The organism is Mongoliitalea lutea, assembly GCF_014652135.1.
GTDB classification, from domain to species: domain Bacteria; phylum Bacteroidota; class Bacteroidia; order Cytophagales; family Cyclobacteriaceae; genus Mongoliitalea; species Mongoliitalea lutea.
Map to the genome: position 1 here is coordinate 140,496 of NZ_BMYF01000008.1, position 26,218 is coordinate 166,713.

The 26,218-nt window shown below is 40.5% G+C and carries 22 protein-coding genes; 5 read left to right on the top strand and 17 right to left on the bottom strand.

Going from position 1 to position 26,218, the window contains the following annotated elements; all coding sequences use genetic code 11:
- The first annotated feature begins 3 nt into the window (after positions 1-3).
- Together IE080_RS08230 and IE080_RS08235 are read left to right on the top strand one after the other, a co-directional pair.
- On the top strand, positions 4-1,077 hold the full coding sequence (locus IE080_RS08230; protein WP_189580513.1) for an Ldh family oxidoreductase: 1,074 nt from the start codon (positions 4-6) through the stop codon (positions 1,075-1,077).
- A gap of 55 nt (positions 1,078-1,132) precedes the next feature.
- Positions 1,133-2,503 (top strand): Gfo/Idh/MocA family protein, encoded by a 1,371-nt coding sequence (locus IE080_RS08235; protein ID WP_189580515.1) that lies wholly within the window; start codon positions 1,133-1,135, stop codon positions 2,501-2,503.
- A 45-nt stretch (positions 2,504-2,548) separates the two neighbouring features.
- On the opposite strand, the gene cysM is transcribed toward IE080_RS08235, so the two are convergent.
- From cysM to IE080_RS08255, 4 genes are read right to left on the bottom strand one after another with little or no spacing between them, the layout of a single operon-like run.
- Positions 2,549-3,427 (bottom strand): cysteine synthase CysM, encoded by an 879-nt coding sequence (gene cysM, locus IE080_RS08240; RefSeq protein WP_189580518.1) that lies wholly within the window; start codon positions 3,425-3,427, stop codon positions 2,549-2,551.
- Complete coding sequence (locus IE080_RS08245; RefSeq protein ID WP_189580521.1) at positions 3,427-4,254, bottom strand: serine O-acetyltransferase; 828 nt, start codon at positions 4,252-4,254, stop codon at positions 3,427-3,429. The genes cysM and IE080_RS08245 overlap by 1 nt, the downstream gene beginning before the upstream one ends.
- Before the next feature lie 21 nt (positions 4,255-4,275).
- Complete coding sequence (locus IE080_RS08250) at positions 4,276-4,821, bottom strand: hypothetical protein (protein ID WP_189580524.1); 546 nt, start codon at positions 4,819-4,821, stop codon at positions 4,276-4,278.
- Positions 4,802-5,089: an FtsB family cell division protein gene (locus IE080_RS08255; RefSeq protein WP_189580527.1), complete on the bottom strand. Its 288-nt coding sequence runs from the start codon at positions 5,087-5,089 to the stop codon at positions 4,802-4,804. The genes IE080_RS08250 and IE080_RS08255 overlap by 20 nt, the downstream gene beginning before the upstream one ends.
- Positions 5,090-5,325: 236 nt before the next feature.
- Between IE080_RS08255 and IE080_RS08260 the strand changes: the two genes are divergently transcribed.
- Positions 5,326-8,022, top strand: a complete 2,697-nt coding sequence (locus IE080_RS08260) for a TonB-dependent receptor (protein WP_189580530.1) — start codon at positions 5,326-5,328, stop codon at positions 8,020-8,022.
- Positions 8,023-8,326: 304 nt separating this feature from the next.
- Here the strand turns inward: IE080_RS08260 and IE080_RS08265 are convergent, their stop codons facing one another.
- Genes IE080_RS08265 through IE080_RS08275 form a run of 3 tightly spaced genes read right to left on the bottom strand, consistent with a single transcriptional unit; the run spans position 8,327 to position 13,415 of the window.
- Positions 8,327-8,800: a DUF4843 domain-containing protein gene (locus IE080_RS08265; RefSeq protein ID WP_189580533.1), complete on the bottom strand. Its 474-nt coding sequence runs from the start codon at positions 8,798-8,800 to the stop codon at positions 8,327-8,329.
- Between the two features lie 13 nt (positions 8,801-8,813).
- Complete coding sequence (locus IE080_RS08270) at positions 8,814-10,223, bottom strand: RagB/SusD family nutrient uptake outer membrane protein (RefSeq protein ID WP_189580536.1); 1,410 nt, start codon at positions 10,221-10,223, stop codon at positions 8,814-8,816.
- A gap of 9 nt (positions 10,224-10,232) precedes the next feature.
- On the bottom strand, positions 10,233-13,415 hold the full coding sequence (locus tag IE080_RS08275) for a SusC/RagA family TonB-linked outer membrane protein (protein WP_189580539.1): 3,183 nt from the start codon (positions 13,413-13,415) through the stop codon (positions 10,233-10,235).
- Positions 13,416-13,643: 228 nt separating this feature from the next.
- Here IE080_RS08275 and IE080_RS08280 point away from each other — a divergent pair, with 228 nt between their 5' ends.
- On the top strand, positions 13,644-16,424 hold the full coding sequence (locus tag IE080_RS08280) for a VPS10 domain-containing protein (protein ID WP_189580542.1): 2,781 nt from the start codon (positions 13,644-13,646) through the stop codon (positions 16,422-16,424).
- 183 nt (positions 16,425-16,607) lie between these two features.
- Here IE080_RS08280 and IE080_RS08285 read toward each other — a convergent pair whose 3' ends face one another.
- The 9 genes from IE080_RS08285 to IE080_RS08325 all read right to left on the bottom strand — a co-directional run bounded on the left by IE080_RS08285 (position 16,608) and on the right by IE080_RS08325 (position 25,172).
- Positions 16,608-17,198 carry a porin family protein gene (locus IE080_RS08285; RefSeq protein WP_189580545.1) on the bottom strand — a complete coding sequence of 197 codons (591 nt, stop codon included), beginning with the start codon at positions 17,196-17,198 and terminating at the stop codon, positions 16,608-16,610.
- A 131-nt stretch (positions 17,199-17,329) separates the two neighbouring features.
- Positions 17,330-18,718 carry a sodium-dependent transporter gene (locus IE080_RS08290; protein WP_189580548.1) on the bottom strand — a complete coding sequence of 463 codons (1,389 nt, stop codon included), beginning with the start codon at positions 18,716-18,718 and terminating at the stop codon, positions 17,330-17,332.
- A 39-nt stretch (positions 18,719-18,757) separates the two neighbouring features.
- Positions 18,758-19,696 carry an SDR family oxidoreductase gene (locus IE080_RS08295; RefSeq protein WP_189580551.1) on the bottom strand — a complete coding sequence of 313 codons (939 nt, stop codon included), beginning with the start codon at positions 19,694-19,696 and terminating at the stop codon, positions 18,758-18,760.
- Positions 19,680-20,510: a peptidylprolyl isomerase gene (locus IE080_RS08300; RefSeq protein WP_189580554.1), complete on the bottom strand. Its 831-nt coding sequence runs from the start codon at positions 20,508-20,510 to the stop codon at positions 19,680-19,682. Before IE080_RS08300 ends, IE080_RS08295 begins: the two co-directional genes overlap by 17 nt.
- Entirely contained in the window at positions 20,507-21,445 is a 939-nt protein-coding gene (hemC, locus tag IE080_RS08305; protein ID WP_189580557.1) for a hydroxymethylbilane synthase, read from the bottom strand. The genes IE080_RS08300 and hemC overlap by 4 nt, the downstream gene beginning before the upstream one ends.
- The gene (rimK, locus tag IE080_RS08310) at positions 21,417-22,349 is read right to left on the bottom strand and encodes a 30S ribosomal protein S6--L-glutamate ligase (RefSeq protein WP_189580560.1); all 933 of its coding nucleotides are present in this window, start codon (positions 22,347-22,349) and stop codon (positions 21,417-21,419) included. The genes hemC and rimK overlap by 29 nt, the downstream gene beginning before the upstream one ends.
- A gap of 17 nt (positions 22,350-22,366) precedes the next feature.
- Positions 22,367-22,822: an ATP-dependent zinc protease family protein gene (locus tag IE080_RS08315; RefSeq protein WP_189580563.1), complete on the bottom strand. Its 456-nt coding sequence runs from the start codon at positions 22,820-22,822 to the stop codon at positions 22,367-22,369.
- Positions 22,819-23,967, bottom strand: a complete 1,149-nt coding sequence (locus IE080_RS08320) for a DNA polymerase III subunit (protein WP_189580566.1) — start codon at positions 23,965-23,967, stop codon at positions 22,819-22,821. The genes IE080_RS08315 and IE080_RS08320 overlap by 4 nt, the downstream gene beginning before the upstream one ends.
- Positions 23,968-23,972: 5 nt before the next feature.
- On the bottom strand, positions 23,973-25,172 hold the full coding sequence (locus tag IE080_RS08325) for a GlmU family protein (RefSeq protein ID WP_189580569.1): 1,200 nt from the start codon (positions 25,170-25,172) through the stop codon (positions 23,973-23,975).
- Between the two features lie 131 nt (positions 25,173-25,303).
- Between IE080_RS08325 and IE080_RS08330 the strand changes: the two genes are divergently transcribed.
- Positions 25,304-25,915, top strand: coding sequence for a Uma2 family endonuclease (locus tag IE080_RS08330; RefSeq protein WP_189580571.1), 612 nt, complete (start codon positions 25,304-25,306; stop codon positions 25,913-25,915).
- A gap of 53 nt (positions 25,916-25,968) precedes the next feature.
- Here the strand turns inward: IE080_RS08330 and IE080_RS08335 are convergent, their stop codons facing one another.
- A complete protein-coding gene (locus IE080_RS08335; protein WP_189580574.1) occupies positions 25,969-26,214 on the bottom strand; it encodes a type B 50S ribosomal protein L31 in 246 nt (81 codons plus the stop codon).
- Between the last annotated feature and the right edge of the window lie 4 nt (positions 26,215-26,218).

Below are 26,218 nucleotides of genomic sequence, written 5' to 3' on the forward strand. Positions count from 1 at the left end.
CTCATGAATTTTACTTACGAACACCTCCGACAGTTTACAATTGATATACTGAAAAAAATTGGCTGCTCGGATAAAGATGCCACGATTGCAGCAGATGTATTGGTATCAGCTGACTTGCGAGGAGTAGATTCCCATGGAGTTGCTAGGCTTTCGGGCTATGTGCGCTTGTGGGAAAAAGGAAGAATCAATGCCACGCCATCCATACGTGTCACTTACGAAACTCCAAGTACGGCAGTTGTGGATGGAGATGGTGGATTAGGATTAGTGGTCGCACCATTTGCTATGCAAGTAGCTATTGAAAAAGCCAAAAATGCTGGTACCGGCTGGGTATCTGTGAAAAATAGCAATCATTATGGAATTGCTGGTTATCATGCGATGATGGCCTTGGAACACGATATGATTGGTATTTCCCTAACCAATGCCAGTCCCTTGGTTTCTCCGACTTTTTCCAAAGAGCGTCTTTTAGGAACAAATCCTATTTCGGTAGCCATTCCTGCTCATGAGCAGCCTCCTTTTGTCGCAGATATGGCAACCACAACTGCCGCTAACGGAAAATTGGAAATATTGCAACGCAAAAACTTAGAAGCTCCTCTTGGTTGGGTTCAAGACCCACAGGGAGTACCTACCACTGATGCTAACGGTGTAAAAAAGGGTGGTGCTTTACTTCCTTTGGGTGGTGATAGAGACCATGGATCGCACAAAGGATATGCACTTGGAGCGATTGTGGATATATTTTCCGCAGTCCTATCCGGTGCCAATTATGGTCCTTGGGTTCCGCCGTTTGTTGCATTTCTAGAACCAGACCCTAACCCAGTTGGGGAAGGTTTGGGGCACTTTTTTGGAGCTATGAGAGTGGATGCTTTCAGACCTGCAGATGAATTTAAAGGCCATATGGACACATGGATCAGTCGCTTCAGGAGCGCTACTCCAGTTGAAGGGCAGGAAAAGGTATTGATACCTGGGGATCCAGAACGCGAATTAGAAGCCATTAGAAGAAAAGAAGGAATCCCACTGCTTCAACCGGTAATTGAAGATTTGACGCAGTTAGGAGAAAAATTGGGTGTAAGCTTTTCCTAAGCTCTCCTTGCCTTCCCCTTTCCTTTTTGTAACTTGAGACTGTTTATCTATACATATGAAAGCAGTCTCAACTCCCGGAAGAAGAAATTTTCTAAAAAAAAGTGCAGCGCTATTAGCACTTACTAGCCTTGGAACACTCTCCACAGGATTTATTGAGAATAAAAACCCGCTTCGGGTAGCTGTCATAGGTACAGGTTGGTATGGGAAAAGTGATCTCTTTCGTTTACTTCAAGTTGCCTCTTGTGAGGTAGTCGCCCTTTGCGATGTAGACCGCAAGCAATTGGAAGAAGCTGCCAGACTTTTGGAACAGAGACATCCACAATCCAATGGACCTCAGCTGTACAAAGACTATCGGGAGCTACTTAAAAACCATGCCTTGGACATCACCATTATTGGTACTCCCGATCATTGGCATGCTTTGCAGACCATTGCAGCCTTGGAGGCAGGTTCCCATGTATATGTGCAAAAGCCCGTTTCGGTAGATGTACTGGAAGGAGAAGCAGTAGTGGCAGCTGCCAAAAAATATGGAAAGGTGGTTCAGGTTGGGCTTCAACGGCGTAGCACTCCACATTTGATCGAAGCCAAGCAAGCAATCATCGATACTGGTAAGTTAGGTAAAATTGCAGCAGCTGACATTTTTTGTTACTACCATATGCGGGAAGATAAAAGCAAGGAAGTACAAGCAATCCCGGACTATATTGATTATAACTTTTGGACCGGTCCTGCCCCCTTGAGACCTTATACAGGCTTGCCTCATGGATTACATTGGCGATCATTTATGGAGTATGGAAATGGAATAACAGGGGATATGGCGGTGCACATGTTGGATGCTGTGCGCTGGATGCTGGACCTAGATTGGCCTCACACGATTTCGGCTCAGGGAGGTATTTATGTACAAAACAAGGGGATATCCAATACGGCAGATACGCAAACCGCTGTTTTTGAGTTTACTGACTTGACAGTATCTTGGCAGCACCGAACTTGGGGAAACCCTGTGGATCCTGAATACCCTTGGGGATTTAAGATTTATGGAGAACATGGAATGTTAGCGGGTTCACCCTTCAAAGCTGAGTTTATTCCCTACCCTAATGGCGAAAGCCAACTATTTGAGTGTCTGTATGAGCGTGAAAAATATCCAGAAGATCTGACCGAAGCAGGCATGGAGGTTCATGCAGCCCCAGCTACCCGAAGGCACTTTCAAGCCATGGTAGATGCCATGCAGCACAATACTGACCCAAATGCAGCTATATACAGCAGCCATATTTCAACAGCTTCCTGTATTTTGGCCAATCTTTCTATGGATCTTGGCAGACCTTTAAGTTATGACCCGACCAATAAAATCATAGCGAATGACCCAGAAGCAACGAAATTATTGAAGCGCGCATATCGTGAACCTTGGGTGCATCCGAGTGGAAAATGGATTTAAGCTATTTTCGAAAAAGAAAACTAATTGGGAAACCAACAATTACCATTATCCAAATAAATCCGAACTCAGGTATCTATCCCCTCTATCGCAAGTGATACAGACAATCACACCATGCTTTAGCTCTTGTGCAAGCTGAAGAGCTGCATGAAGGGCACCTCCACTGCTCATCCCCGCCAAAATCCCCTCTTCTTTTGCCATTCTTCGGGTCATCGTGGTAGCCTGTTCCTGACTGACATCTATCACTCGATCCACACGGGAAGGATCAAATATTTTCGGTAAAAATTCGGGAGACCATCGACGGATCCCCGGTATATTTGATCCGTTTGTAGGTTGGGTTCCTACAATTTGGATTGCTGGGTTTTGCTCTTTTAGATACTTGGAAACACCCATAATCGTTCCCGTAGTACCCATAGCGGATACAAAATGAGTGACTTTACCATCAGTATCTTTCCATATCTCAGGACCTGTGCTGTAATAGTGAGCCATGTAATTATCAGGATTAGCAAATTGATCGAGCATTACATAACCTTCCTCACGGGCCATTTGCTCGGCCAGTTCACGGGAGTATTCAATCGTTTTGGCAGCGGGTGTCAAGATCACCTTAGCACCATAAGCCTCCATAGATAAAATTCGCTCTTTGGTGGAATTATCCGGCATCACGAGTGTCATCTTCAAACCCAAAAAATTAGCCACCATAGCCAATGCTATTCCTGTATTGCCACTTGTAGCTTCTACCAAATTAGCCCCAGGTTGAACGGTACCTCTATCAAGGGCAGACTTCAACATATTGTAAGCAGCTCTATCTTTGACAGAACCTCCAGGGTTTTGGCCCTCTAACTTGCAATAAATCTGAACGCCAGGATTGGTCGGGATCGTGCGAAGCGCTACTAAGGGAGTATTGCCAATAAGTTTTTCAATATACATTAGGTCTTGATGATATAGGTTTCACGATGTTCTCCAGAAGGATCCTGCATATTGGCTTGGTAATACACTTTGGAATGCGGAGGTATGGATTTAGTCAACCATACATTTCCGCCTACAATGGAGTGTTTGCCGATGACCGTATTCCCCCCGAGGATAGTAGCGCCGGCATAGATGACCACATGATCTTCGATGGTTGGATGTCGCTTTTTATCAGCATCAACCTTATCTACACTCAATGCACCTAACGTAACTCCTTGGTAGATTTTTACACATTCACCAATAGTGGTTGTCTCACCGATCACAATACCAGTACCATGGTCAATACAAAATTTAGGTCCTATGGATGCGCCTGGATGAATATCGATTCCAGTTTTACTATGGGCAAATTCTGTGATCATTCTTGGAATAAGTGCAATCCCTAATTTATGTAAACCATGCGCTACCCTGTACGCAGTGATCGCATAGAAACCAGGGTAGCAACGAATTACTTCTGTTACGGATTTAGCTGCTGGATCTCCATCAAACATGGCCTGCACATCTTGCAAAATCAATTCATAAATTGCTTCTAAGTTTGTGAAAAACTGTTCCGCTAATGCTCCTCCGTCAGCTTGATGCAAGTGTTTATTTTTGATCAATAAGCCACCTAACCTACATTTTAACTCCTCTACTTTTTGTTGGATTTGTGCAGGGTCTTTTAAGAGTTCTTCTGTGAAATCAGGAAATAAAAGACCTAACAGATCCTCAAAATACAAATGAATCACCTTAGCCGAAGGGCATTCGGGGCAATTGCGATGAGCTAGCGCCAATTTTTGAACAAAAGAATCCATTACACGGAAATTTGTTTGAGACTAAAACACTAAACCCACACGAATCACATATGGTTCATTGTAAGGCGATCGTCTTACATCGTAATTAAGATTATACAAAAACAAAAAGTTTGCTCCACCTCGATTCCCAAAAGGAACGAAATAGCCCCCACCAACCAAAAACGCATTGACCCACTCTCTTCTAGAGGTATCAGTCACAAAATCATACAAATCAAAATTTAAAGACTCGTACTCTCCATGAAGAAAAATATTTGGTAGCACATTATACCTGGTAAACAACCTACCTCCATATAGTGTATTGGACAGACCCACCCACCGGCTATCATCAAAATATTGATATGTTAATCCTGCGCCTGCAGACAACTTGTCAGTAATCATTACACCTGCAAGAGGTGAAATTTCCACAGCAGTAATAGGACCAAAAGATAATGCAAAATTCCCCCCGTAGTACATCCTATCTCTCAAAGGAGGCCTTTCTTCTGGTTCAATCACCCGCTGCGCATAGGAAACCTGAATAATTAATGAAAATGCAGTCAGCAGCAACAATCTACTCTTCCACCACCACATACAAATCTTCTGTTTTTTTCTTCATGTAATAGCGCTCGCGGGCAAATTTTTCAAGCAATTCATAATTACTCATCAATTCTTCCCGATCGGCTTTGATTTTTTCTTTGCGTTCCAAGTAAAATTCCTTTTGATTTTCTAGCTCTTTCAATTTGGCTCTCAACTTAAACTGAGACACCACATCATTGGAATCAATAAAGACCATCCAAATGATAAAAAATAACGTGAAGAGCACGTAGAAATTTTTGCTATACTTAAATAGTCTTGACATAATATCAAAATTCAATAGATTTTCGCCTTTTACATTTCGAACTTAGTAAAGATTTAGGCTATTTTCAAATACAACTTAACTTTCTTCAAAGATTATTCTTTTTGAAAACGGGATAGGTACATTGTTATTTTTCCAGGAATCAAATATTTATTTATATAAATAATTTTTTAGTTTCTTTTGTTGCAGGTCTAGGAAATTCCAACTAATTTCATCCCAAATCAATAGATAAAAGTTTTATGAGCAAATTCAACTTTAAAACAGTAATTCTTTTCTTTGTTTTAATTTCGACAACTCTCTTTTCATTTCGGATTAATGACCCTTTTATTCAAAAAATCATTGATTATTTCACTGAAGTACAAACTGACTTTCCTGTTGAAAAAGTCCATTTGCATTTGGATTCAGACACCTACACTCTAGGCGATGACATTTGGTTCAGTGTATACCTTACGGCAGGAGTAGGCCAGGTTCCAAGTCCACTAAGCAAAACACTTTATGTAAATCTATTTGATGGAGAAGGAAACTTGGTTTCAGAAAAAATTGTATTGATTGAAAATGGTTTTGGGCATGGAGACTTCAAACTTCCAAATTTTGGATCTGAAGGCATCTACAGAATCAAAGCTTTTACTGCTTGGATGGAAAATTTTGGGGAAGAATACTTTTATCATCAAGAAATACAAGTATTTGATGGAAACAATCGCTCATTTTTCCCAAAAATAATTTTTGAAAACAGATCCAAAGAAAGCCAAGATGTGAAATACACGATTTTACTCGATGCCTTAGATGGACGTGGGGCGCCACTAAAAAATGCTACACTTGGCTTCAAAGTGATAGCTGATTCAGAACTCTTGGTTAATCGGGATATCAGCTTGAATAGTCAAGGCGAAGCTTCACTTTCTTTTACAATTCCTTTCAAACCATATTCTAATCAACGCATTGAATTAGAGTATCTAGAAAACGAAAACTACACCGTCAAAAAAGAATTCAAAATTCCTTATTCTATACATCATGCAGACATTCAGTTCTTGCCTGAAGGAGGAAATCTATTACAAGGATTCAAAAGTAATGTAGCATTTAAGGGAGTCTATCCTGACGGTAGCCCTGTCAACTTTAAGGGTAAAATAGTAGATTTGGATGAACCTATAGAATTCAAACCCTTTTTTGGCGGAATGGGTAAATTTGAAATCACCCCTGACAATCAGCCTAAAAATGTCCTAATTACAGATGAGGAAACAGGTGAATCTTTTCAAATAAAATTACCACAGGCACTAGAGAAAGGAATTGTTCTCAAAGTATTAAATAATGATAATCAAAGTTATATTACTGTTTATGTTGAAGGAAATCTAGGAGAAGAAGAACTAACATTAGTTAGTCATTCTAAAGGATGGATTAACTTTATTTCAAATGGCACCATGCCTTATAATGTCTGGGGAGTACGCATACCCAAGCAAAATATACAGCAAGGAATCAACCACATAACAATTTTAACACAGGATGGAAAACCTTTGGCAGAAAGGCTATTCTTTTATTGGAATAATGAAGAACAATATGAATTATCTGTAAAAAAGAAAAGCGATATCAAACCAAGGTCAGAGGTTATTCTGGAATTAGAAGCATTGCTGAATCAAAATCCGCATGAGGGCAGGTTTTCGATAAGTGTTGTTGACGCCGATCAGCAATCTTCACCTACCAACTCCACAAATACTATCTTTACGAATCTTTTATTAACCTCAGATTTGAAGGGAACGATTTATCAGCCCAATTACTACTTAAAAGACAGAAACGATACAACTCTTTTGGCTCTAGACCTTGTTATGATGACCAATGGATGGCGAAGATTTGATTGGGAGGATGTGTTTTCCAATAAATTCCCTGAAGTAAATAAGTTAATTGAACAAGGGATTAGCATTTCCGGTGAAATTAAACCTTTAAACAACACAAGAAGAGGACTCAAAGGGGGAATTGCAAGTGCGATGATTGGCCAAGGAGATTCATTTATACGGATGCAATTTGGGGAAGATGGTAGATTTCTTTTCCCAAACCTTGTGTTTTTTGAAGATACACCTGTTACTATTTCAGGAAAAGATGATAGGCAGCTAGAATTTGTAGAAGTTATAGTGCATGAAAATAAAAGATTCTTAGATTCAATTCCAAAAAAAGTATCAGATGGTAATTTTATCCCAAATTCCTTATTGGAAACATTTGCTGCACGCCAATTGATGAGTAGACTCCAAGATGATGAAAGATTAATTGACCTGCAAGAATTTGAAGTGCAAGCTCAAACGTTGTATGAAGAAAATCTTGATCAAAGAAGAATATACGGTAGAGGAGATGTAGTCATTGAGCCTGATAAAATTTTGGGAGTTCAAGGGGCTATCAATATTTTTGAAATGATCCAAGGAAGGGTAGCAGGAGTGCAAGTAGTTACAACCGGCCTAAATGCCACAGTTACAATCCGGGGCCCAGGTTCTGTTACAGGAGGGACAGAACCATTATTCTTATTAGACAATACTCCAGTCGATATGCAAACCCTTATGCAAGTAAACCCAAGGGATGTAAAAGCAATTGATATATTCAAAGACCCTGCTAGAGCTGCAATATTTGGATCCCAAGGAGCTAACGGAGCCATTGCAGTTTATACAAGGTCAGGATTTGAAGCCCCAACCGGCAATAGTGTCGGTAGCCTTATGTCAAACATTAAAGGATATGCAACTCCAAGAGAGTTTTATCAACCTAAATACGACAAAATCACACCTGAAACAGCTACTTCAGATCAAAGAAAAACAATTTATTGGAATCCTAATCTTGAACTTAAAGCAGGCCTTAAATCTGAAATTAAATTCTTCAATACCGATCTAGCTCGGCGACACCTTCTAATTATAGAAGGTATGGATGCTAACGGTCGCCTTATACGATTTGAAAAAATTATGGAGTAAAAAGAAGAAGCTATAGTAAGTTTTCTTTAAAAATTATAAGTGTAGACGCTATCAAAAGGATGAATATCAATCCTATAATCTACCAATAAAGCGCTTGATGAAGATTGCAATTAGCCATCATTCATAATCTTTGATTATAGTCAAAATATTTCCAAATACATTCAAGATTAAAAGCACTCAAAAAAAGAGGCCGATCAGTGAAAATCGGCCTCTTGAATTACGACTGCTTTGAAAACTTACTTAACATTTTAAAACAGCCTCATCTCCATTTTTGATTACTATTATTATTTGAAGACAATTGAGTTTAGATACGAATATCCATACCAATTCTTTTCTTGTTATTGCTGGCATTTACAAGATCTGTGGATTGTAGTTCAAACACCAAACGAACAGCTGCTGTATTTGGCAATTCAGGGATATTTATGGTTAGAAATCCAAAGGCTTCATTTGCAGGAATTCTAACATTCAACCCATTTGGAAGCGTATAATGAACTCCCTCAACTGCAGTTGTGCTTTCTGCTACAATTCTCACAGGAATATCTAAGTCCTGCCCATGCAATCCTCCAAATAAATTGATTCTAAAGGATCTATCCCCAGCATTATTGCGGAGCTGGGGTAGTAAAGGAAAATCAAGCCCTGGCGCGTTATTACGAGCTACGGCATCATCAAACTCAACTGTTAGTGTTCTGAAGAAGTGCCTTTCGGAATAATCTTCAAAACAACTGGTTGTCACAAAGGACATGAGAAGTGCAAGAAATAATATATTTAATCTTTTCATAACTTAAATCAGTTTAATAGCCCCTGTTTTGTACAAGACTTGGATTAGTTTCAATTTCACGGTTTGGAATATTTGCCAAAATCCTGAAATCTGAATGTTCAACATTACCAGTAGGTTTAATAATGTCTCGGCCCAGTCTCTTTAAATCGAAGAATCTATGACCTTCAAAAGCAAACTCTCTTCGTTTTTCAAGTAATATTTCATCCAAAATTTGCGGGCCTGTAATCCCTTCCAAAGCTTCCAAACCTGCTCGAACTCTTAACTTGTTTAATTCTGTAAGAGCAAGATCAAACTGACCTAAGTGATAATGTGCTTCTGCTTTATTTGTAATTGCTTCTGAATATCTAATTACAGGTACATTATCCAAATTAGGCACTCCATTTTTACTTGCAAACTTATTGATTTCAAACACTCCTGAATTCACAGCTAACCCCCTTTGAATAAGGTCTCGACGTAAATCTTCATCAGGAAACGCGGCTGCTAATTCATCGGTAAACACGACATTGCCATGACTAGCAGCAACAGCATCATTTAAGAATACTCTTGACATAAACGTTGCTCTCAATGATTCATTTGCACCGATGTTATCCTGAGTGGTAAACACAATTTCAAAGAAAGACTCTGGCTGTACTTGTGTTCTCCACCCACTAACAGGATCTGCTGGAAAATTAGCTACACCACTTGCCATAGCAATTTCTGACATTTCAATCGCACGCGCATAATCGCCTCTGTAAAGCGCTACCCTTGAGAAAAGCGCAGCAACTGCACCTCTTGTTACAAAAAACGGTCTTCTATTCATATTGAAATTTTGCATTAACCCTAATGACTCTTCTAAGTCATTGTAGATAAATGTATAAACTTCATCAACCGTATTTCTTGCAGGATACTCTACTTCTGCAACAGTCAAGGTTCCTTGAGTTACAATCGGAACACCACCCACATTCACTCCAGGAATATCTGCTGTAGGATCATAGGCATATACCCGAGCCAGATCATGATACAAGAGCGCTCTTAGAAATAGAACCTCACCTCTTATTCGATTTCTGAATTCCACAGGAAGCTCTACCTCTTGAAGTGCGCGTAGGATCAAATTGATTTGGTTGATCGTAAAATATGCGGTCCCCCAATTACCCATATGGGAACCTGGTTGATTATTAAACTGACCAACCAAACGGTTACCAGCACCTGTGTTGAAAGCATTATCGGCTAATAGTTCAGGGATAGCTAAGAAATCTCTCCCGTAAAGTGCAACTGATCTAAATCTAGCATAAACTCCATTCGTAGCAGCAGTAATTGCCTCTTGACTGGAAAGTGCAGTAGCAGAATCAATAGACTGTCTTGGTTCTACTTGTAGCCACTCTTCGCAAGAACTTAGAAAGAAAGTAAGTCCTATTAAAACGTATATAAATTTATAATTTTTCATAACCTTCAATTAAAAACCAATTTGAATACCCAATGTGTAAGCTCTCGTCTGAGGAAGTGCCCCTTGTGTGGATGAGAAATCACCTTCACCAATGATCAATTCAGGATCATATCCTGACCAAGCTGTGAACGTCAACAAGTTGGCACCTTGGGCGTAAATCTGAGCAGATCTTAACTTCATACGAGATAACAAAGGTTTAGGAAGATCATAGGTCATTGACAATTGTCTCAATCGAATAAAAGAGGCGTCCTCTAGGAATCTGGAACTAGCCGCATTTTTGTTTCTACCTAATGTTTCTGCACCACCACCAATTGGTCTAGGTACATTCGTAACTTGACCCGGTTCAGTCCATCTAGCTTCATAAATGCTTCTCAAGCTGTTTCTATTGTCCTGACCATTTCTGTACCAGAATGACATTTGACCAGAGTTACTTAATTCTCTTCCAAAATCATAGATAAACAAAGCACTTAAGGAGAATCCTTTGTATGTAAATGTATTAGTTAAGCCACCAAAATAACTGCTCAAGCCATTTCCAAAAACTTGTAAATCACCTGGCAAAATAGGATTGTATGTAATATCTCCATTGGCGTCAAAGAACATTGGTCGACCAGTAGCAGAGTTAACACCGGCATATTCCACAAATACATTTGTTCTCAATGCATGCCCGACACGAACTGACTGATTACCAGGAAGAACTTCATCCCCACCCAAATCCATTACTTCATTATTGATGAATGTAATATTGAAATTAGTAGTCCAAGTAAAGTCTTTTTTGACAATATTTCTTGTTTGGAACTCGATTTCTAATCCTTCATTTTTAAGCAAACCAACATTTTGTGTCACATTACTAAATCCTGAGTTCCAAGGAAGAGGAGTATCCAACAAAAGGTCTTTACTCATTCTTCGGAAAACTTCGACAGCACCACTTACTCGTCCACCAAAGAACCCATAATCGATACCTATATTAGTCGTTACATTACGTTCCCATCTTAAGAAAGTATTTGCAATAGCAGAAGGTCTAATACCAGGCAATTCATTGTAGTTAGCAGCTGCCAATCCCCCGTATAAACCTCTGGAATCAAAGTTTCCGATCGCATCATTTCCAGTTTCACCATAACCAACTCTGAATTTGACCTGATCTATCCAAGATTTATCAGCCAACCAACTTTCTTCATGGATGTTCCAACCACCGGAAATCGCAGGGAACCAGCCGAAAAGATTATCAGCACCAAATCGAGAAGATCCGTCATAACGAAGAACACCACTTAGTAAGAATCTTTTATTGAAGTCATAATTTACTTGTGTAAAAGTACCTAGTCTTCTAAAACCTGTCCAGTTAGCCGTTGCAGAAGTGATTACGGCTGCTGCCTGCATAGTTCTAAACTGAAAAGTAGGGAATCCTTGCCCTGAAACAGAAGAAATCTCACGTACATCGCTTCTGTATTCTGCTCCCAATAATACATTCAAATTATGGCCCCCATCAAACTTCTTGTTGTAAGTCAATGTCTGATTGGTAATGAAATTGACATTTTGTCTATTTTGAATATTTAATGAACCTTGAGCTGCAAAACCAGATCGTGTTCTTGGGTCTGTGTAGTTAGTTTGGTCGATAACCCTGTAATCTAAACCCCAGAAACTTCTAAATCTTAAGTTATCTGATATTTTGTAGTTTGCTTGAAAATTGGTGATGATCGAATTAGTTCTACTGTATAGGTCATTTAAGAACTGTTCCGAAATAGCATTTCTATCCATATTCCCAGGAAAACCTGTTACGGGAGCATTAAATGAACCGTCCTCCAAGTAAACTGGAATCCATGGCAACATCATTGGACCTGAGTAGTGAGGTGCTGCAAATGCACCAGTTGAACCTGCACTACCTGTGATACCATTCTGTCTGATACTAGCCAAATTAGCATCTAAACGGAAATCCAATCGTTGATTCACCTTATGATTCAAGTTGAACCTAGCGGTAGATCGTTGAAAATCCAAAGCGACTACATTACCTTCAGTATAATTATGTGAACCAGATATAAAGAAGGTTGTATTATCATTTCCTCCACTGGCACTTAGCTCAATATTATGAGTTACACCAGTTTTAAATACTTCTCGCTGCCAATCATATGTTGGAAGTGCGGCAATTTCCTCGTCAGTAAACGTTGCTGGGAATCCTAATTGCTGTAATAAAATAGACCGATTTTGAGCGGCACTTCTATTAGGAAATTGATTATTAAATGCCGTTAACCTTACGTCCATGAACTCTTGGCTATTCATCATTGGTATAGTTGGCATTGGCTCTGTTACCCCGGAGAACACATTCAAGTTAAACTGCGTTTTACCTGATTTACCAGATTTGGTAGTTACCAAGATTACACCGTTAGCAGCTTGAGCTCCATAGATAGAGGCCGCTGCTCCATCTTTTAACACTTCGATGGATTCAATATCATTAGGATTGAGGAATGCCAATGGGTTACTTGCAGTATTGGAAGCACCTTCCGCCATATTCAATTGAACACCATCCACAATTATGAGCGGCTGACTACCTGCTGTGATAGATCCAACACCACGAATCTGAATTTGAACAGGACCACCCGGTACACCATTAGCACCCATGATATTTACACCGGAAATCTGACCTTGTAAGGCTCTATCTGCGGATACCACAGGGAAGTTTTGGATAACCTCTCCCTTCAAGGATGACATAGCACCTGTAATTGCTCTTTTTTCTTGAACGCCATAACCAGTAACAACAAATTCCGTCAGATCTGATAGTTGTTGATCCAATCGAATTTGAAGTCTTGATTGATTTCCAACCGTTACTTCTTGAGTTTTAAATCCAAGATAGCTAATTACTAAAACTGCATTCGGTCCAACTTGTAAGGAGAAATTACCATCAATATCTGTAGTGGTTCCTCTCGTAGTCCCTCTAACTAAAATACTAACTCCTGGAAGTGGATCCCCAAGATCGTCGACGACCACCCCTTGAATTAGCCGGTCTTGAACATCTGAAACCGTATTATCTGCTTTATTAGAAACAAATCCACTTTTTGATGAGTGGTTGAAATCGCTGGAGAAATTAAAGGCTTTCGCTTCAAATCCCGTCATTGCTGCAAGTAGAACTAAAGATTTCAAGAAAGTTTTTCTCTTGAAAACTGTTCCAACCTGTCCATTTTTCAATGTGTAGATTTTTGACATAATTGTAATTTTAATTAAACATTAATTATTTTTTTTTAATTTTTTTGTGGGTTAAGTTAAACTTTTCTCATAGCTCTTAATTACTTTAAATACCTCCTTTCATTAATTTTGGGTTCGATGATATATCTTTTTTTTCTTTGTTGATTCAAAGTAATATCAGATTCCTTTAAAACAAAGAAAAAAAATTACATAATTTGAAACCTTCAATACTTCCGAAATAAAAATCTCATGTTAACAGACTTAAAAAAACTTTCTCTTTTGTGCTTATTTGCACTTACAATTTCCCTCTACCCAACCCTCGCTCAAGACATCAAACCTACCACTGCGAAGGAATTGAAGGAGGCTATTGAAAGGCATCAACAGTTGTTAACGGAAACTCCATTCAGAAATTATCCAGCAAAAAATGTTGGACCTACCAATATGAGTGGACGCGTGGTGGACATAGAGGTCAGCAATGATTATAAGACCTTCTACATCGCCGCTGCTTCCGGCGGAGTATGGAAGACAAGTGACAACGGTCAGTCCTTTATACCCATTTTCGACCATCAGGGAGCCATAGGTATTGGAGACATAGCCCTGTCGAAAAGCAATAACAACATCCTCTGGGTAGGTACGGGAGAAAATAACTCAAGCAGATCCACTTATGCAGGTGCTGGTGTATACAAGTCCACGGATGCCGGTCAGACGTGGGAACACATGGGCTTAGGCTTCTCCCAACATATCGGACAAATTCAAATTCACCCAGAAAATCCTGACATCGTTTGGGTTGGTTCCATGGGCTCCCTCTATTCTACCAACGAGGAGCGCGGACTTTATAAAACCACTGACGGAGGAAAAACATGGAAGCGAACCTTGTTTGTCAACAACAATACAGGTGTAATTGATATTAAAGTTGACCCAAGTAATCCAAACCATTTATTAGCTGCTACTTGGGAGCGATTTAGACAATCGCATGATTTTATTGGTAATGGAAAAGGCTCAGGAATCTGGAGATCAGAAGATGGCGGAGAAACCTGGCAAAAATCAGATGCAGGATTCCCAACAGATGAATTTGTAGGAAGAATCGGTTTTGACTTTAGCATGAGTCAGCCGAATATCGTGTACGCACTGCATGATAACCAACGGACCGAAACCAGAGAATCATCTCGAGGGATGGGCAACAGAAATGCAGATGAACTCAGTTTTGATAACTTTCAAAATATGACCGCAGCTGAGGTGCAAAATTTGGACAATGCCAAATTAGACCGTTTTCTCCGAAGCAATCGATTCGCTACCAAATACAATGCGGCTACCGTTAAGCGCTTAGTAGCCCAAGGCAAAATAACCCCTAAGCAAATCGCTACTTATAATGGGGGTGGCGTAGATGCGAATGCCGCTATCTTGAACGCAAGCGTAGTAGGGGCAGAAGTGTACCGTTCCGAAGACAGTGGTAAATCTTGGAAAAAAGTCAATGAAAGTGATTTATCCAGACTTTACAACACCTATGGCTACTACTTTGGAGAAGTTCGTACGAGCACCACGAATCCAGATGAACTGTTTTTATTGGGTGTACCGCTATTAGTTTCGAGAGATGGTGGAAAGAATTTTGCCTTAACCGATACTGTAGGCAATGTACATTCAGACCATCAAGCCATGTGGATCAATCCTCAGGACAGCAAGCACATATTACTCGGTACAGACGGTGGATTATATAGATCTTATGGCGGTGGAGAGCGCTGGGAGCATCTGAATACAGAATTGACCATCAGCCAGTTTTACTCCATCATGGTAGATGAGAACGAACCCTACAACATATACGGAGGAATGCAGGACAACGGTGTTTGGTATGGTAAATCAACAGGAAAACCTTCCGATGTATGGACTTCCTTAATGGGAGGTGACGGAATGGTGGTGGCTGTTGACACTCGAACCAACGATATTGTATATACAGGCTTTCAGTTTGGCAACTACTTCCGTATCAATACGAAGACAGGTGAACGTAAATCTGTTACCCCTGGGTATGATATTGGCAGAGCGCCTAATCGCTGGAACTGGCGAACTCCGGCAGTCCTGAGCAAGCATAATCAAGACATCTTCTACATGGGTTCTCAGTATGTTTATCGTTCTCTTGATAGAGGAGATACTTGGGAAACCATCTCTCCAGACTTGACCAAAAACCAAAAAAGCGGAAATGTTCCATTTGCAACCTTAACAGTAGTAGAAGAATCACCCCTAGAGTTTGGGACACTTTATGCGGGTTCGGATGACGGCAATCTTTGGATTACTCGAGATCATGGCAAAAACTGGACTGATATCAGCAAAGGACTACCTCAAGGTAGGTGGGTCAGCAGCGTAACTCCATCTGCTCATCAGGAAGGGTTGGTCTATCTCACCTTGACAGGCTACCGATTTGATGATTTCCAGACCTATGTATTCAAAAGTACGGACTATGGAAAAACATGGACAAGCATCAAAGGTAACTTACCTATGGAGGCTACCAATGTTATCAAAGAAGATGTGAAAAATTCTGAAATACTATATCTAGGGACAGACCATGGGTTATATGTAAGTATGGATGGCGGAAAAAGTTGGGCATTATTTCAAGGCAACTTGCCGAATGTCCCGATTTACGACATGGTGATTCAGGCCAAGGCCAATGATTTGGTCATTGGTACCCACGGAAGGAGTGTGTATGTAATCAATCTGGATGTTTTGCATCAAATCAAACAAAATAATGGAGCGTTGTCCATTCTCAGAGCAGACAACGTCCGCATCAATCCACGCTGGTCTGCCATGTCAGGAAGAACAAACTCACAAGCCATAATATTCTATCTTCCTTCCGCCGAAACGATTTCCTTGACAGTTCAAAATGAAAAAGGAGAAGTTACTAAGTCTTGGGAAGTAGCCGGTTCAAAAGGCGTAAACATCACTTCTTGGGACATGGAAGCTTCTATTGCAAAGGGTAAGTACTCCCTTCTTATTACTGATAGTAAGGGACAATCTGTTGATAAGGGTTTTGAAATCAATTGATAGCTTTTAGCTGACATCAGTTATTAATGTGGCAATAAATAAAAAACCTAGACTTAAGTAGTCTAGGTTTTTTTATTTTGTCATGCTAGGATGCAAACTATGAAAACATTTCTTATTAAGTTAAGATCACTATACATAATTTAGATATCTTTTTGGATGATTCATCCATCAGCATGCGTAATTCTAGAACAATCTAAAACCAGCAGATACCATTAATTGATTTTGGCGTTGGTCTGTATTGAAACCTGCAACACTTTGAGCGATTCTTCCTAGAGAGTTTTCATATTTGAAGTCAAGAATGAGATTCCCCAAATCCAAACCGATTCCAGCTTGATATCCTAAAGTGGATGATCTATAATCGACATTTTGAGCTACATTTAGGGCGTCATCTAAGGTATAATCCAACAATACTGATGCAATAGGACCCGCTTGGATTCTAAAAACTCTAGCCAGTTTCACTCCAACCATGAAAGGGATATCTAAACGATTGAAATTGGCATCTATGCTAGCATCTATCCCTGTATCAGATTTTTGAATGATGGTTCCTCCGGTATTGGTATATAAAAATTCTGGTTGTACAAATACGGAAGCCCCTCCCATACGTACAAATGCACCTACATGATAACCAAGGGAAGTAGAACCCGATTCAAAGCCATCTCCGTTGACAGCAATTGAACTTTGTGAAACACCAACTTTTGGACCAATAGAAAAGTCTTGCGCCGAGAGTTTAGAAAAGCATAGAACTGCTATTAGTAATAAATATACATTCTTCATTATCCTTGAGATTATACCTTCTGCTAATGTAACCAAAAGTGATAAAAATAACTAAACGAGAGACATATACTTTTTATACTTAACAAAAAACAAAAAAGAGAGGTCTTCCTCTCTTTTTTGTTTTTTGTAAATCAACCCCCTTCTTGTGGGTCTCCAAAGACACCTAAAGTGTCGAGAAGTACTAATGCAATAACAATAGGACAAACCCACTTGATGAAAAAGATCCAAGCAGACCGCCAAGGACCTTTGAATGAAGGTGAACCTAAAGCAAGTTCATTGGCAAAATCAGAAATTTTCTTAGCCCAACCAGTATATAGAGCTAGCATAAAACAAATAAGCACTACTGCGAAAGTTCCAAATAAGAAATCCATAATCCCAAAGAAACCTACTTGTACATTACCACCGAATTTTAATGTCAAGGATTCAAAGAAGTTGCCTTCAATGGATGAAAGTGCTGACGGGACAGACAAAGCCATGGCAGCTATACCAATCAACCAAGCAGCTTTTTTTCTACTCCATTTCTTCTCATCGATGAAATATGCCACAGGAACTTCCAACATTGATATGGAAGAAGTCAAGGCAGCCACTAATAATAAAAGGAAGAATAAGGCTCCAATAAAGTTACCTCCTGGCATCGCGTCAAATACTTTGGGCAATACCTCAAAAACCAAAGCAGGTCCACCTGCGGGATCTTTTCCCGGTAACAACGCAAACAAGGCAGGGAAAACCATCAATCCTCCCAACAAGGCTACCATACTGTCCATCCCTGCAATCCAACCGGAAGACTGTACGATGTTACTACTTTTTGGCAAATAAGAACCAAAGGTAATCATCAAGCCCCAACCTACAGACATGGAGAAAAAAGCCTGACCAAGTGCTGATAAGACAACTTTTCCATCAATCTTAGAAAAATCAGGTTTCAAATAGTATTCAATACCGGCGCTAGCACCTTCCAAGGTTACTGCACGGCCCGCAATGAAGATAATAATGATAAACAAGATAGGCATCAAAAACTTAGCAGCTTTCTCAATACCACCAGAAACACCGCCCAATACAACACCAATTGTCATCAAAATAAATATGAAGCACAATGGAATCACATACATTGGTGTCTGTTGAAAATCTGCAAAATCAACAGGAATATCTATCAATTCAGTGAAAATGTAACCAATAGTCCACCCTGCAATCACGGAATAGTAGCTTAAAACACAAAAACAAACCAGGATACATAATACACCTGCCAATTGCCAAAACTTATTCCCGCCTGTCTCACGAATAGCTCCGATTGGGTTTTTTCCAGAGATTCTTCCTAACGCAATTTCATTGAGCAAAAGCGGAAGTCCTATGAGTAGTACACAAATTGCATATACAAAAACAAAAGCTCCCCCACCGTTCTCACCTGTTAGGTATGGAAATCTCCAAATGTTTCCAAGTCCTACCGCTGAACCGGCAGCCGCCATAATAAAACCCAAGCTGGAACCCCATTGGCCTCTCCCTTGGGTATCTGTATTCATCGCCATACGTTACGAAGTAAGTGTGATTTATAGATTAACTTATTTTTAAGAATCGGCTAATTTAAGTTGTTTTGCCAAAATACCAATTCCACTAGTAAAACTTTTAGGCTCAAAATTTAACTCATTTTGAACTTTTTGAATGATAAATCCTGTTTTTGGCGGCCGCTTCGCCGATTGTGTAAAAGTAGATGCGTTTACCGGTTGAAGTAATCTTTTATCCAAACCAAAATAATCTGCGGTCATTTCAGCCATTTGGAAAGGGGTTAAGACCTCTGCTCCTGATACATGAAAAATTCCTACGGACTTTTTCATGACCATCAATAAACAAGCATCAGCCAAATCTTCTACCAAAGTTGGGGTACGCATTTGGTCGGTGACCACTTGAATAGTTTTTCCTGCCATCAAAGATTCCCTCACCCACAAAATTATATTAGATCTACTCAAGCCCTCTGCCACCCCATACACCAAAACTGTCCGCACAATAGCCCAGGATAGATTACTTTGCTTCAAAAGTTGCTCTCCTTCCCACTTAGTCCTTCCATAGTAATTGACAGGATTGGGTTGATCCTCCTCTATATATGGACCATTTTCTCCATCAAATACAAAATCTGTAGAGAGATACAAAAAATAGCAGCCGAATCGCTCGGCTGCCTGAATTAGATTCTTGGTACCCAAAACATTGACTATGTAGGCTTTTTCCTTGTTTTCTTCGCAAACATCTGCTTGGGTTATAGCAGCAGCATGAATAACAGTAGTAGGCCTATGCTTTTCAAATACACTGTTCACCTGCTCCTCGGAAGAAATATCCATGGATTCCCATTGGTAATACTTGGCATAAGATGCAGGTAATCTGCTCTCACCAAGTCCTGTCGCTATCACCAGTACATGTTCCCGGTGAATCAACAACTGCACCAGCTTGTGTCCCAACAAACCGTTGGCACCGGTAATCAGAATAGTCTCATAGCGCTCAATTCCCAAATTCATACCCAAATTCTTTGGTGATTTTGGATTTTGGCAATTGGGAAACACTCACTTTCATATACACAGGATCCACAGGTTTGTCACGGGGCCCAGTTTCCACTGCTGCAATTTTCTCCATCACATCCAAACCCTGAATAACTTTCCCAAACACTGTGTATTCGTTATCTAAGTGAGGCGTACCCCCAACAGTAGTATAAGCATCAATTTGTTGCTTGGTCATATTCTTCTCCAAATTGATATTATAGAAGGATTCCAAGTCAGACTTGGCAGCTAGCATCATTTCATTGATGGCATCAAATTCTTGTGCTTGATAAAACTGCTGATACTTCTCCATCAATTCTTTATTGCTACCCAGCTGCATGTATTTGAAAAATGTCTCTGACAGCAGCTTCATGTCCACTACTAATTCATTGCACGTATAGACCTTCCCTTGGACTATGTAAAATTGGGAACCGCTGGACCTGCGCTCTGGATTGACATTATTACCCATACGTGCCGCTGCTATCATGCCTTTTTCATGGATTAATCCGGGCTTAATTTCCGCAGGTACGGTATACCAGTCTTCTTGAGGAAGTCCTTCTTTTCCAAATACATCCCCACCTTGGATCATAAAATCTTTGATCACCCGATGAAAATCCGTAGAGTCAAAACGTCCCGCCTGGGCTAAACTGACAAAATTTTCCTTGTGCTTGGGAGTTTCATCAAATAAAACCGCATACATATCTCCATATGAAGTCTCAAATTTGACCAAATACTCTTTTTCTGTTTTGCAGGAAAAACTAACTGCCACTAAAATAATGAAGAATAACTGTCTCATTTATTCAATCCTTTTTTAATATCCTGTAAAATTTCTGCACCACCTGCTTTTAAAATGGAATGCGCCAAACTTTCTCCAAGCTTCATTGCTTCCTCAAAAGTTCCATGGATTTCTTGTACAATTCGCTCTTTCCCATCCAGACTCACAATCCCACCTTTCAACACAAGTGCATCATTCGCTATGGTCGCCAAGCCAAAAACAGGAATACTACACCCTCCCTCCAATACACGTAAATATGCTCTTTCTGCTTCCAAGCGATAACCTGTAGCAGGGTGATGACAAGCTGCAATGATTTGCTGTCTGATAGCAGGGTCTAGTGTAGTAGCTGATTCAATAGCCACAGAGCCCTGTCCTACCGCAGGCGTAAACTCCTCCAAACTCAACTCCTCCACAATCATCTCATCATACCCCATGCGGTGTGCACCTGCATAGGCCAATAATAAAGCATCACAAACGCCAGATTCCATTTTGGCAATTCTCGTCTGTAAATTCCCTCTGACCTCTACCGTTTGAATATGCGGATAAAAATGCTTCAAAGTAGCCACTCTTCTGGTGGAAGAAGTTCCCAGCAACAAGGGTTTGGACGGGTCCTTGTAATCAATATCCTTTCGATGACTCAGGATGATATCGTTGACTTTCTCCCGCTCTGTAAATGCAATCAATTCAAATCCCTCAGGAAGGGAAGACTGCATATCTTTGGCACTGTGCACGGCAATATCGATGGTACCAGAAGCCAACTGATCTTCCAATTCTTCAGTAAAGACTCCTTTGCTCCCAATTTTGGCAATGGATACATCCAAAATTTTATCACCCTTGGTTTCGATGATGACAATCTCACTCTCCAGTCCCTGCTTTTTCAACAAGTCCTGCACATGATAGGCCTGCCAAAGAGCCAACTTACTCCCTCTAGTGCCTATCTTTATCTGCTTGCTCATGTTTGATTCGTTTTTTTCTATCTGTTTTTTGCACCGATGCTTCGATGTATTTGACTATTTCTCCTGCGATATCAATTCCTGTTGCCTTTTCTATACCCTCCAATCCAGGACTGCTATTCACTTCCAAAATCAGTGGACCTCTATCTGATTGCAACATATCCACGCCAGCGATATCCAAGCCCAAAGCTTTAGCTGCGCCCAATGCTGCCAAGCGCTCTTGTTTGCTTAAGCGGATGACAGTAGCCTTACCTCCTCTGTGCAAATTGGAGCGAAACTCTCCTTCTGCTCCTTGACGTTTCATGGCACCGACCACCTTTCCATTGACCACAAATGCACGTATATCCGCACCTTTGGCCTCTTTGATAAACTCCTGAACGATTATTCTCGCTTTCAAGCCATGGAAAGCTTCGATTACAGATTGAGCTGCTTTTTTGGTTTCTGCCAACACCACTCCCAAGCCTTGCGTCCCTTCCAGTAACTTAATAATCAACGGAGTCCCACCAACCTGTTCGATCAAGGTTTTTTCTCCGCCTTTGGAGAAATTTGTAAAAGCAGTTTTGGGCATGCCTAGCCCCTCTCTCGATAATATCTGCAAGCTTCGCAACTTATCCCTACTTCTTACAATCGCTTGGGACTGTACCGCAGCAAAAGCTCCCATCAACTCAAACTGCCTGACCACTGCTGTACCATAAAAAGTTACAGAAGCTCCAATCCTAGGAATGATGGCATCAATCCCTTCCAATTTTTCTCCTTTATAAATAATGGAGGGGCCCTCCTGCTCTATGATCAAGTCACACAATAAATGATCGATAATCATGGATTCGTGGCCTGCTGCACGAATAGCTTCCTGCAGCCTTCGGGTGGAGTATAAATGTTGATTTCGGGAAAGAATGGCAATTTTCATAGTGGGGAGACTGCTCCTTAAGATGTTGGTGAAGTTATATTTTTTCGCGGGGTGCTGAGATGAACCTGAGACACATCCACAAGGAATCTCCCTTGGATGAGCTTTCTACCAATCAATACGGCATTCCGCATTTTGGATCGATCGGTAAGCGTAAACTCTGCTTCAAATTCTTCCCCAAACATACGGACTTTTGTACTCACTTTGTAACGAACCTCTGCTTCTCCAAAAGAATTCTTTACCCGCTTCTGAGTATAGTTCGTAGCACGAAGCTCTTTACCGGAATATTTTCTATCCAAAACCGAAAGCAATTTAAAATAAAGAACTTTGGAACCGTTTTCCTCACGTTCCTCTGCAAAATCACAGTGAATAGAAGAGGTGTAAGCACCCGTATCAATTTTGGCGCTGATATTAGCTATCCCCCAGTCCAAAAAACTGATTTTCTCTTTTCTCCCGATGATTTTTTTATTGCTCATGCTGTTTCTTTGGCTCTCATGATTCTAGCTAACTGAAAAGATAAATCAGCAAACATAATCTTCACATTGGCATTGCGCTCGATGTGGTAGTGCGCTTCATTCATCAACACATACATTTTAGAAAGCTTTGCCTCCGTGAGTACATGTTCCCCTAATTTATGAATAAAATCACGATCATCTTCTGCACTTCTTTTCAAATCATTCACTTCCGTTTTATCCAATAAGACTTCCCGGAGCACGTTGATACCGGTCAACAACATGGATTTTTGACCTTCCTTGTCTGTAGCACCAAAATTTTCCGTGAAGCTGAAGATCGCATTGATATCCAAAGAAAAGCAGGCCCGAAACCAATCCCTGATCAGAACAGTATTTTTATCCTCGACACCATCGACCATTTGGTATGCCTCTCTCATATTGCCATCTGCTAATGGCGCCACCTGAATGGCTGCCTCTGGAGAACATAGATCCATGGCTACTAAGTGGGACTTGATTTCTTCATCGGAAAAGGCCCTCACCATGATTTTCTGTGTTCTTGATAAGATGGTCGTCAACAGTCGATCTGGATAAGAAGTAACCAAAAAGAACATGGTTTTTGGAGGTGGCTCTTCGATTATTTTGAGAAGTGCATTCGCTGCGTTGACATGGAGAAACTCCGGGCACCAAATGATCATGATTTTATACCCCCCTTCAAAGGATTTAAGGGATAAGGTTTGAATTATCTGCTTGGCCGCAGCCTTAGAGATATTCAATTGTTTTTTCTCGATGGAGTTGAAATAAAGCCAATCGGAGATATTTCCATAAGGTTTGGTTTGGACAAAATTTCTAAATGCTGTTATGTAATCAACTTTTTCAGCCTTAGAACTTTTTTCATCATCCTCCGAATTTCCTCCGGGTTGTGGAATGGCAAAATTCGTATCTGGATGGATAAGCTTGGCCATCCGCTGACAGGATGCACAAGTGCCGCAGGAATCATCTTCTTGTGGATTTTGGCAGTGCAAATAGGTGGCCAAAGCCAAGGCCATATCCAAATTAGGCGAGCCCTCCGGCCCATGAAAAAGCAAAGCATGCGCTAAATGATCATTTTTGACAGCTTGCACAATCTTTTGCTTGACCTCAGGCAAACCCGGTATAGACGAAAATAACATATCAATTAGCCTTCTTTATCCCAAATACGGTAATGTTTGGTCAATTCGAAAACTTTCATCAAGATTTCTTTCTCCACAGCATCGAATGCCAACCCCCTGCGTTTCATGACAGCCTCTGCTGTTTCCTCAAACTTACGGAACTGAAAAGTCGTGAATCCGGCAGCACCACCCCAAGCAAAAGAAGGAATGAAGTTTCTCGGGAAGCCATCTCCAAAAATCAATGCACCCACACCTACAACTGTACCCGTATTGAGCATGGTATTGATCCCTGTCTTGGAGTGATCCCCCATCATCAGGCCACAAAACTGTAAACCTGTATTGGTAAAGCCACCTTTGGTATAATCCCAGACTTTCACAGGTGCATAGTTATTCTTCAGATTAGAGGTATTGGTATCCGCTCCCAGGTTACACCATTCTCCTATGACAGAATTTCCTAAGAAGCCTTCATGACCTTTGTTACTAAAACCGAAAATGACCGCATTGGAAATCTCCCCTCCAACCTTGGAAAAAGGCCCCACAGTAGTATCCCCTCGTAATTTGGCCCCCATGTTAACCGTACTTCCTTCGCACAAAGCAAACGGGCCTCTGATAAGTGCCCCCTCTTGAATTTCGGTATTTTTACCAATGTAGATAGGTCCCGCTTCCGCATTCAACACTGCCGCCTTGATCACAGCTCCTTCCTCGATAAATATATTTTCGGCTTGGTAAACAATCGTATGAGCATCCTGCAAGGTAGCAGAAGTACGCCCATTGCTTACACGTGTAAAATCCTTTTTGATTTCTGCTCCATTAAACTGAAAAATATGCCAGTTTTTCTGAATCATGACACAGGCTTGCTCGTAAGGTATCTGGTCCATACTTTTCGATTGATCAACCGAAAAACTATCCTGTGGAGCGGTCTTTGCGGCCAACACCTGCTGTTGAAGCATCAATACCTGACCTTGCTTCAGCGCTTGGATGGCAAGCACTAACGCATCATCCGGACATAAAGACCCATTGATCCATAAGCTTTGCTGACTTGGAACTGGAAATTTGGACTGCAAGTATTCTTGCGTTTGAAAAAAGCACGCCCCCTGCAAGCACTGCTGCCATTTCTCAGAGATTTTTAAGATACCCACCCGGATTTCAGCCACTGGTCGGGTAAAAGTAAACGGCAATAAAGACCCTCTTATAGCTGGGTCATCAAATAACACAAAGTTCTCCATGACACAAAAATAAAAAAGTCTGTGGGAAAACCATTTGCTAATGCCATGATGTCAACTATCCCATGGCTTTCACGTATCTTTTTCTTGGTCAATGGTCTCGAAATAGCTGTTTTTTTCTTAAATTTAGTGGTATGGAGGAGAAAAAAGATTGCAATCAGTTAAAAGAACCCTATACAGAGTATGGACGATACACCTATGCTGATTATTTAAGCTGGGAACTTGATCATATGGTAGAACTCATCAAAGGAAAGGTTTTTAAACAAGCCGCAGCTGCTCCGAGGAGAATTCATCAAGGGCTAGTTCTAAAACTGGGATCTAAATTATTGAATCACCTAGCAAATAAACCATGTAAAGTTTATCCTGCACCCTTTGATGTAAGACTTATTACGAACTCTAGAAAGCCAAATCAAATTTACACCGTTGTCCAACCTGATATTTGCGTTGTCTGCGATCCTGACAAATTAGACGAATTTGGCTGCATTGGTGCACCTGATCTGATTGTGGAAATCTTATCCCCAAGCAACAATAGAAAGGAGCTTCAAAACAAATATGAGGTGTATGAAGAAAGCGGGGTTTTAGAATATTGGATTATTCACCCCTATGAAAAAACACTGCTAGTATATACGCTAGTTGATAGGCAATACACTCCCTCCAGACTCTTGACACTGGGAGACAAGGTAGCCTCCAACTGTATCCAAGGTTTTGTCCTGGATTTGGATGAATTGTTTGAAGGATTGGAATAAAAAAACTCCCAACCATGTAAGGAAGGGAGTTTTGAATGCTTGCGATTGGCAAATTATTTTTTTGCGTATCTTCTGTTGAATTTTTCAACACGACCCGCTGTATCAAGCAACATTTTCTTACCAGTGTAGAAAGGGTGAGAGTTAGAAGAAACCTCAATCTTGTAAACTGGATATTCCTGACCATCTTCCCATACGATTGTTTCACTTGTTTCGATCGTAGACTGAGTCAAGAATTTATATTCACTTGAAGTATCGTAAAATACGACAGGTCTGTAGTTAGGATGAATGTCTTTTTTCATTGTA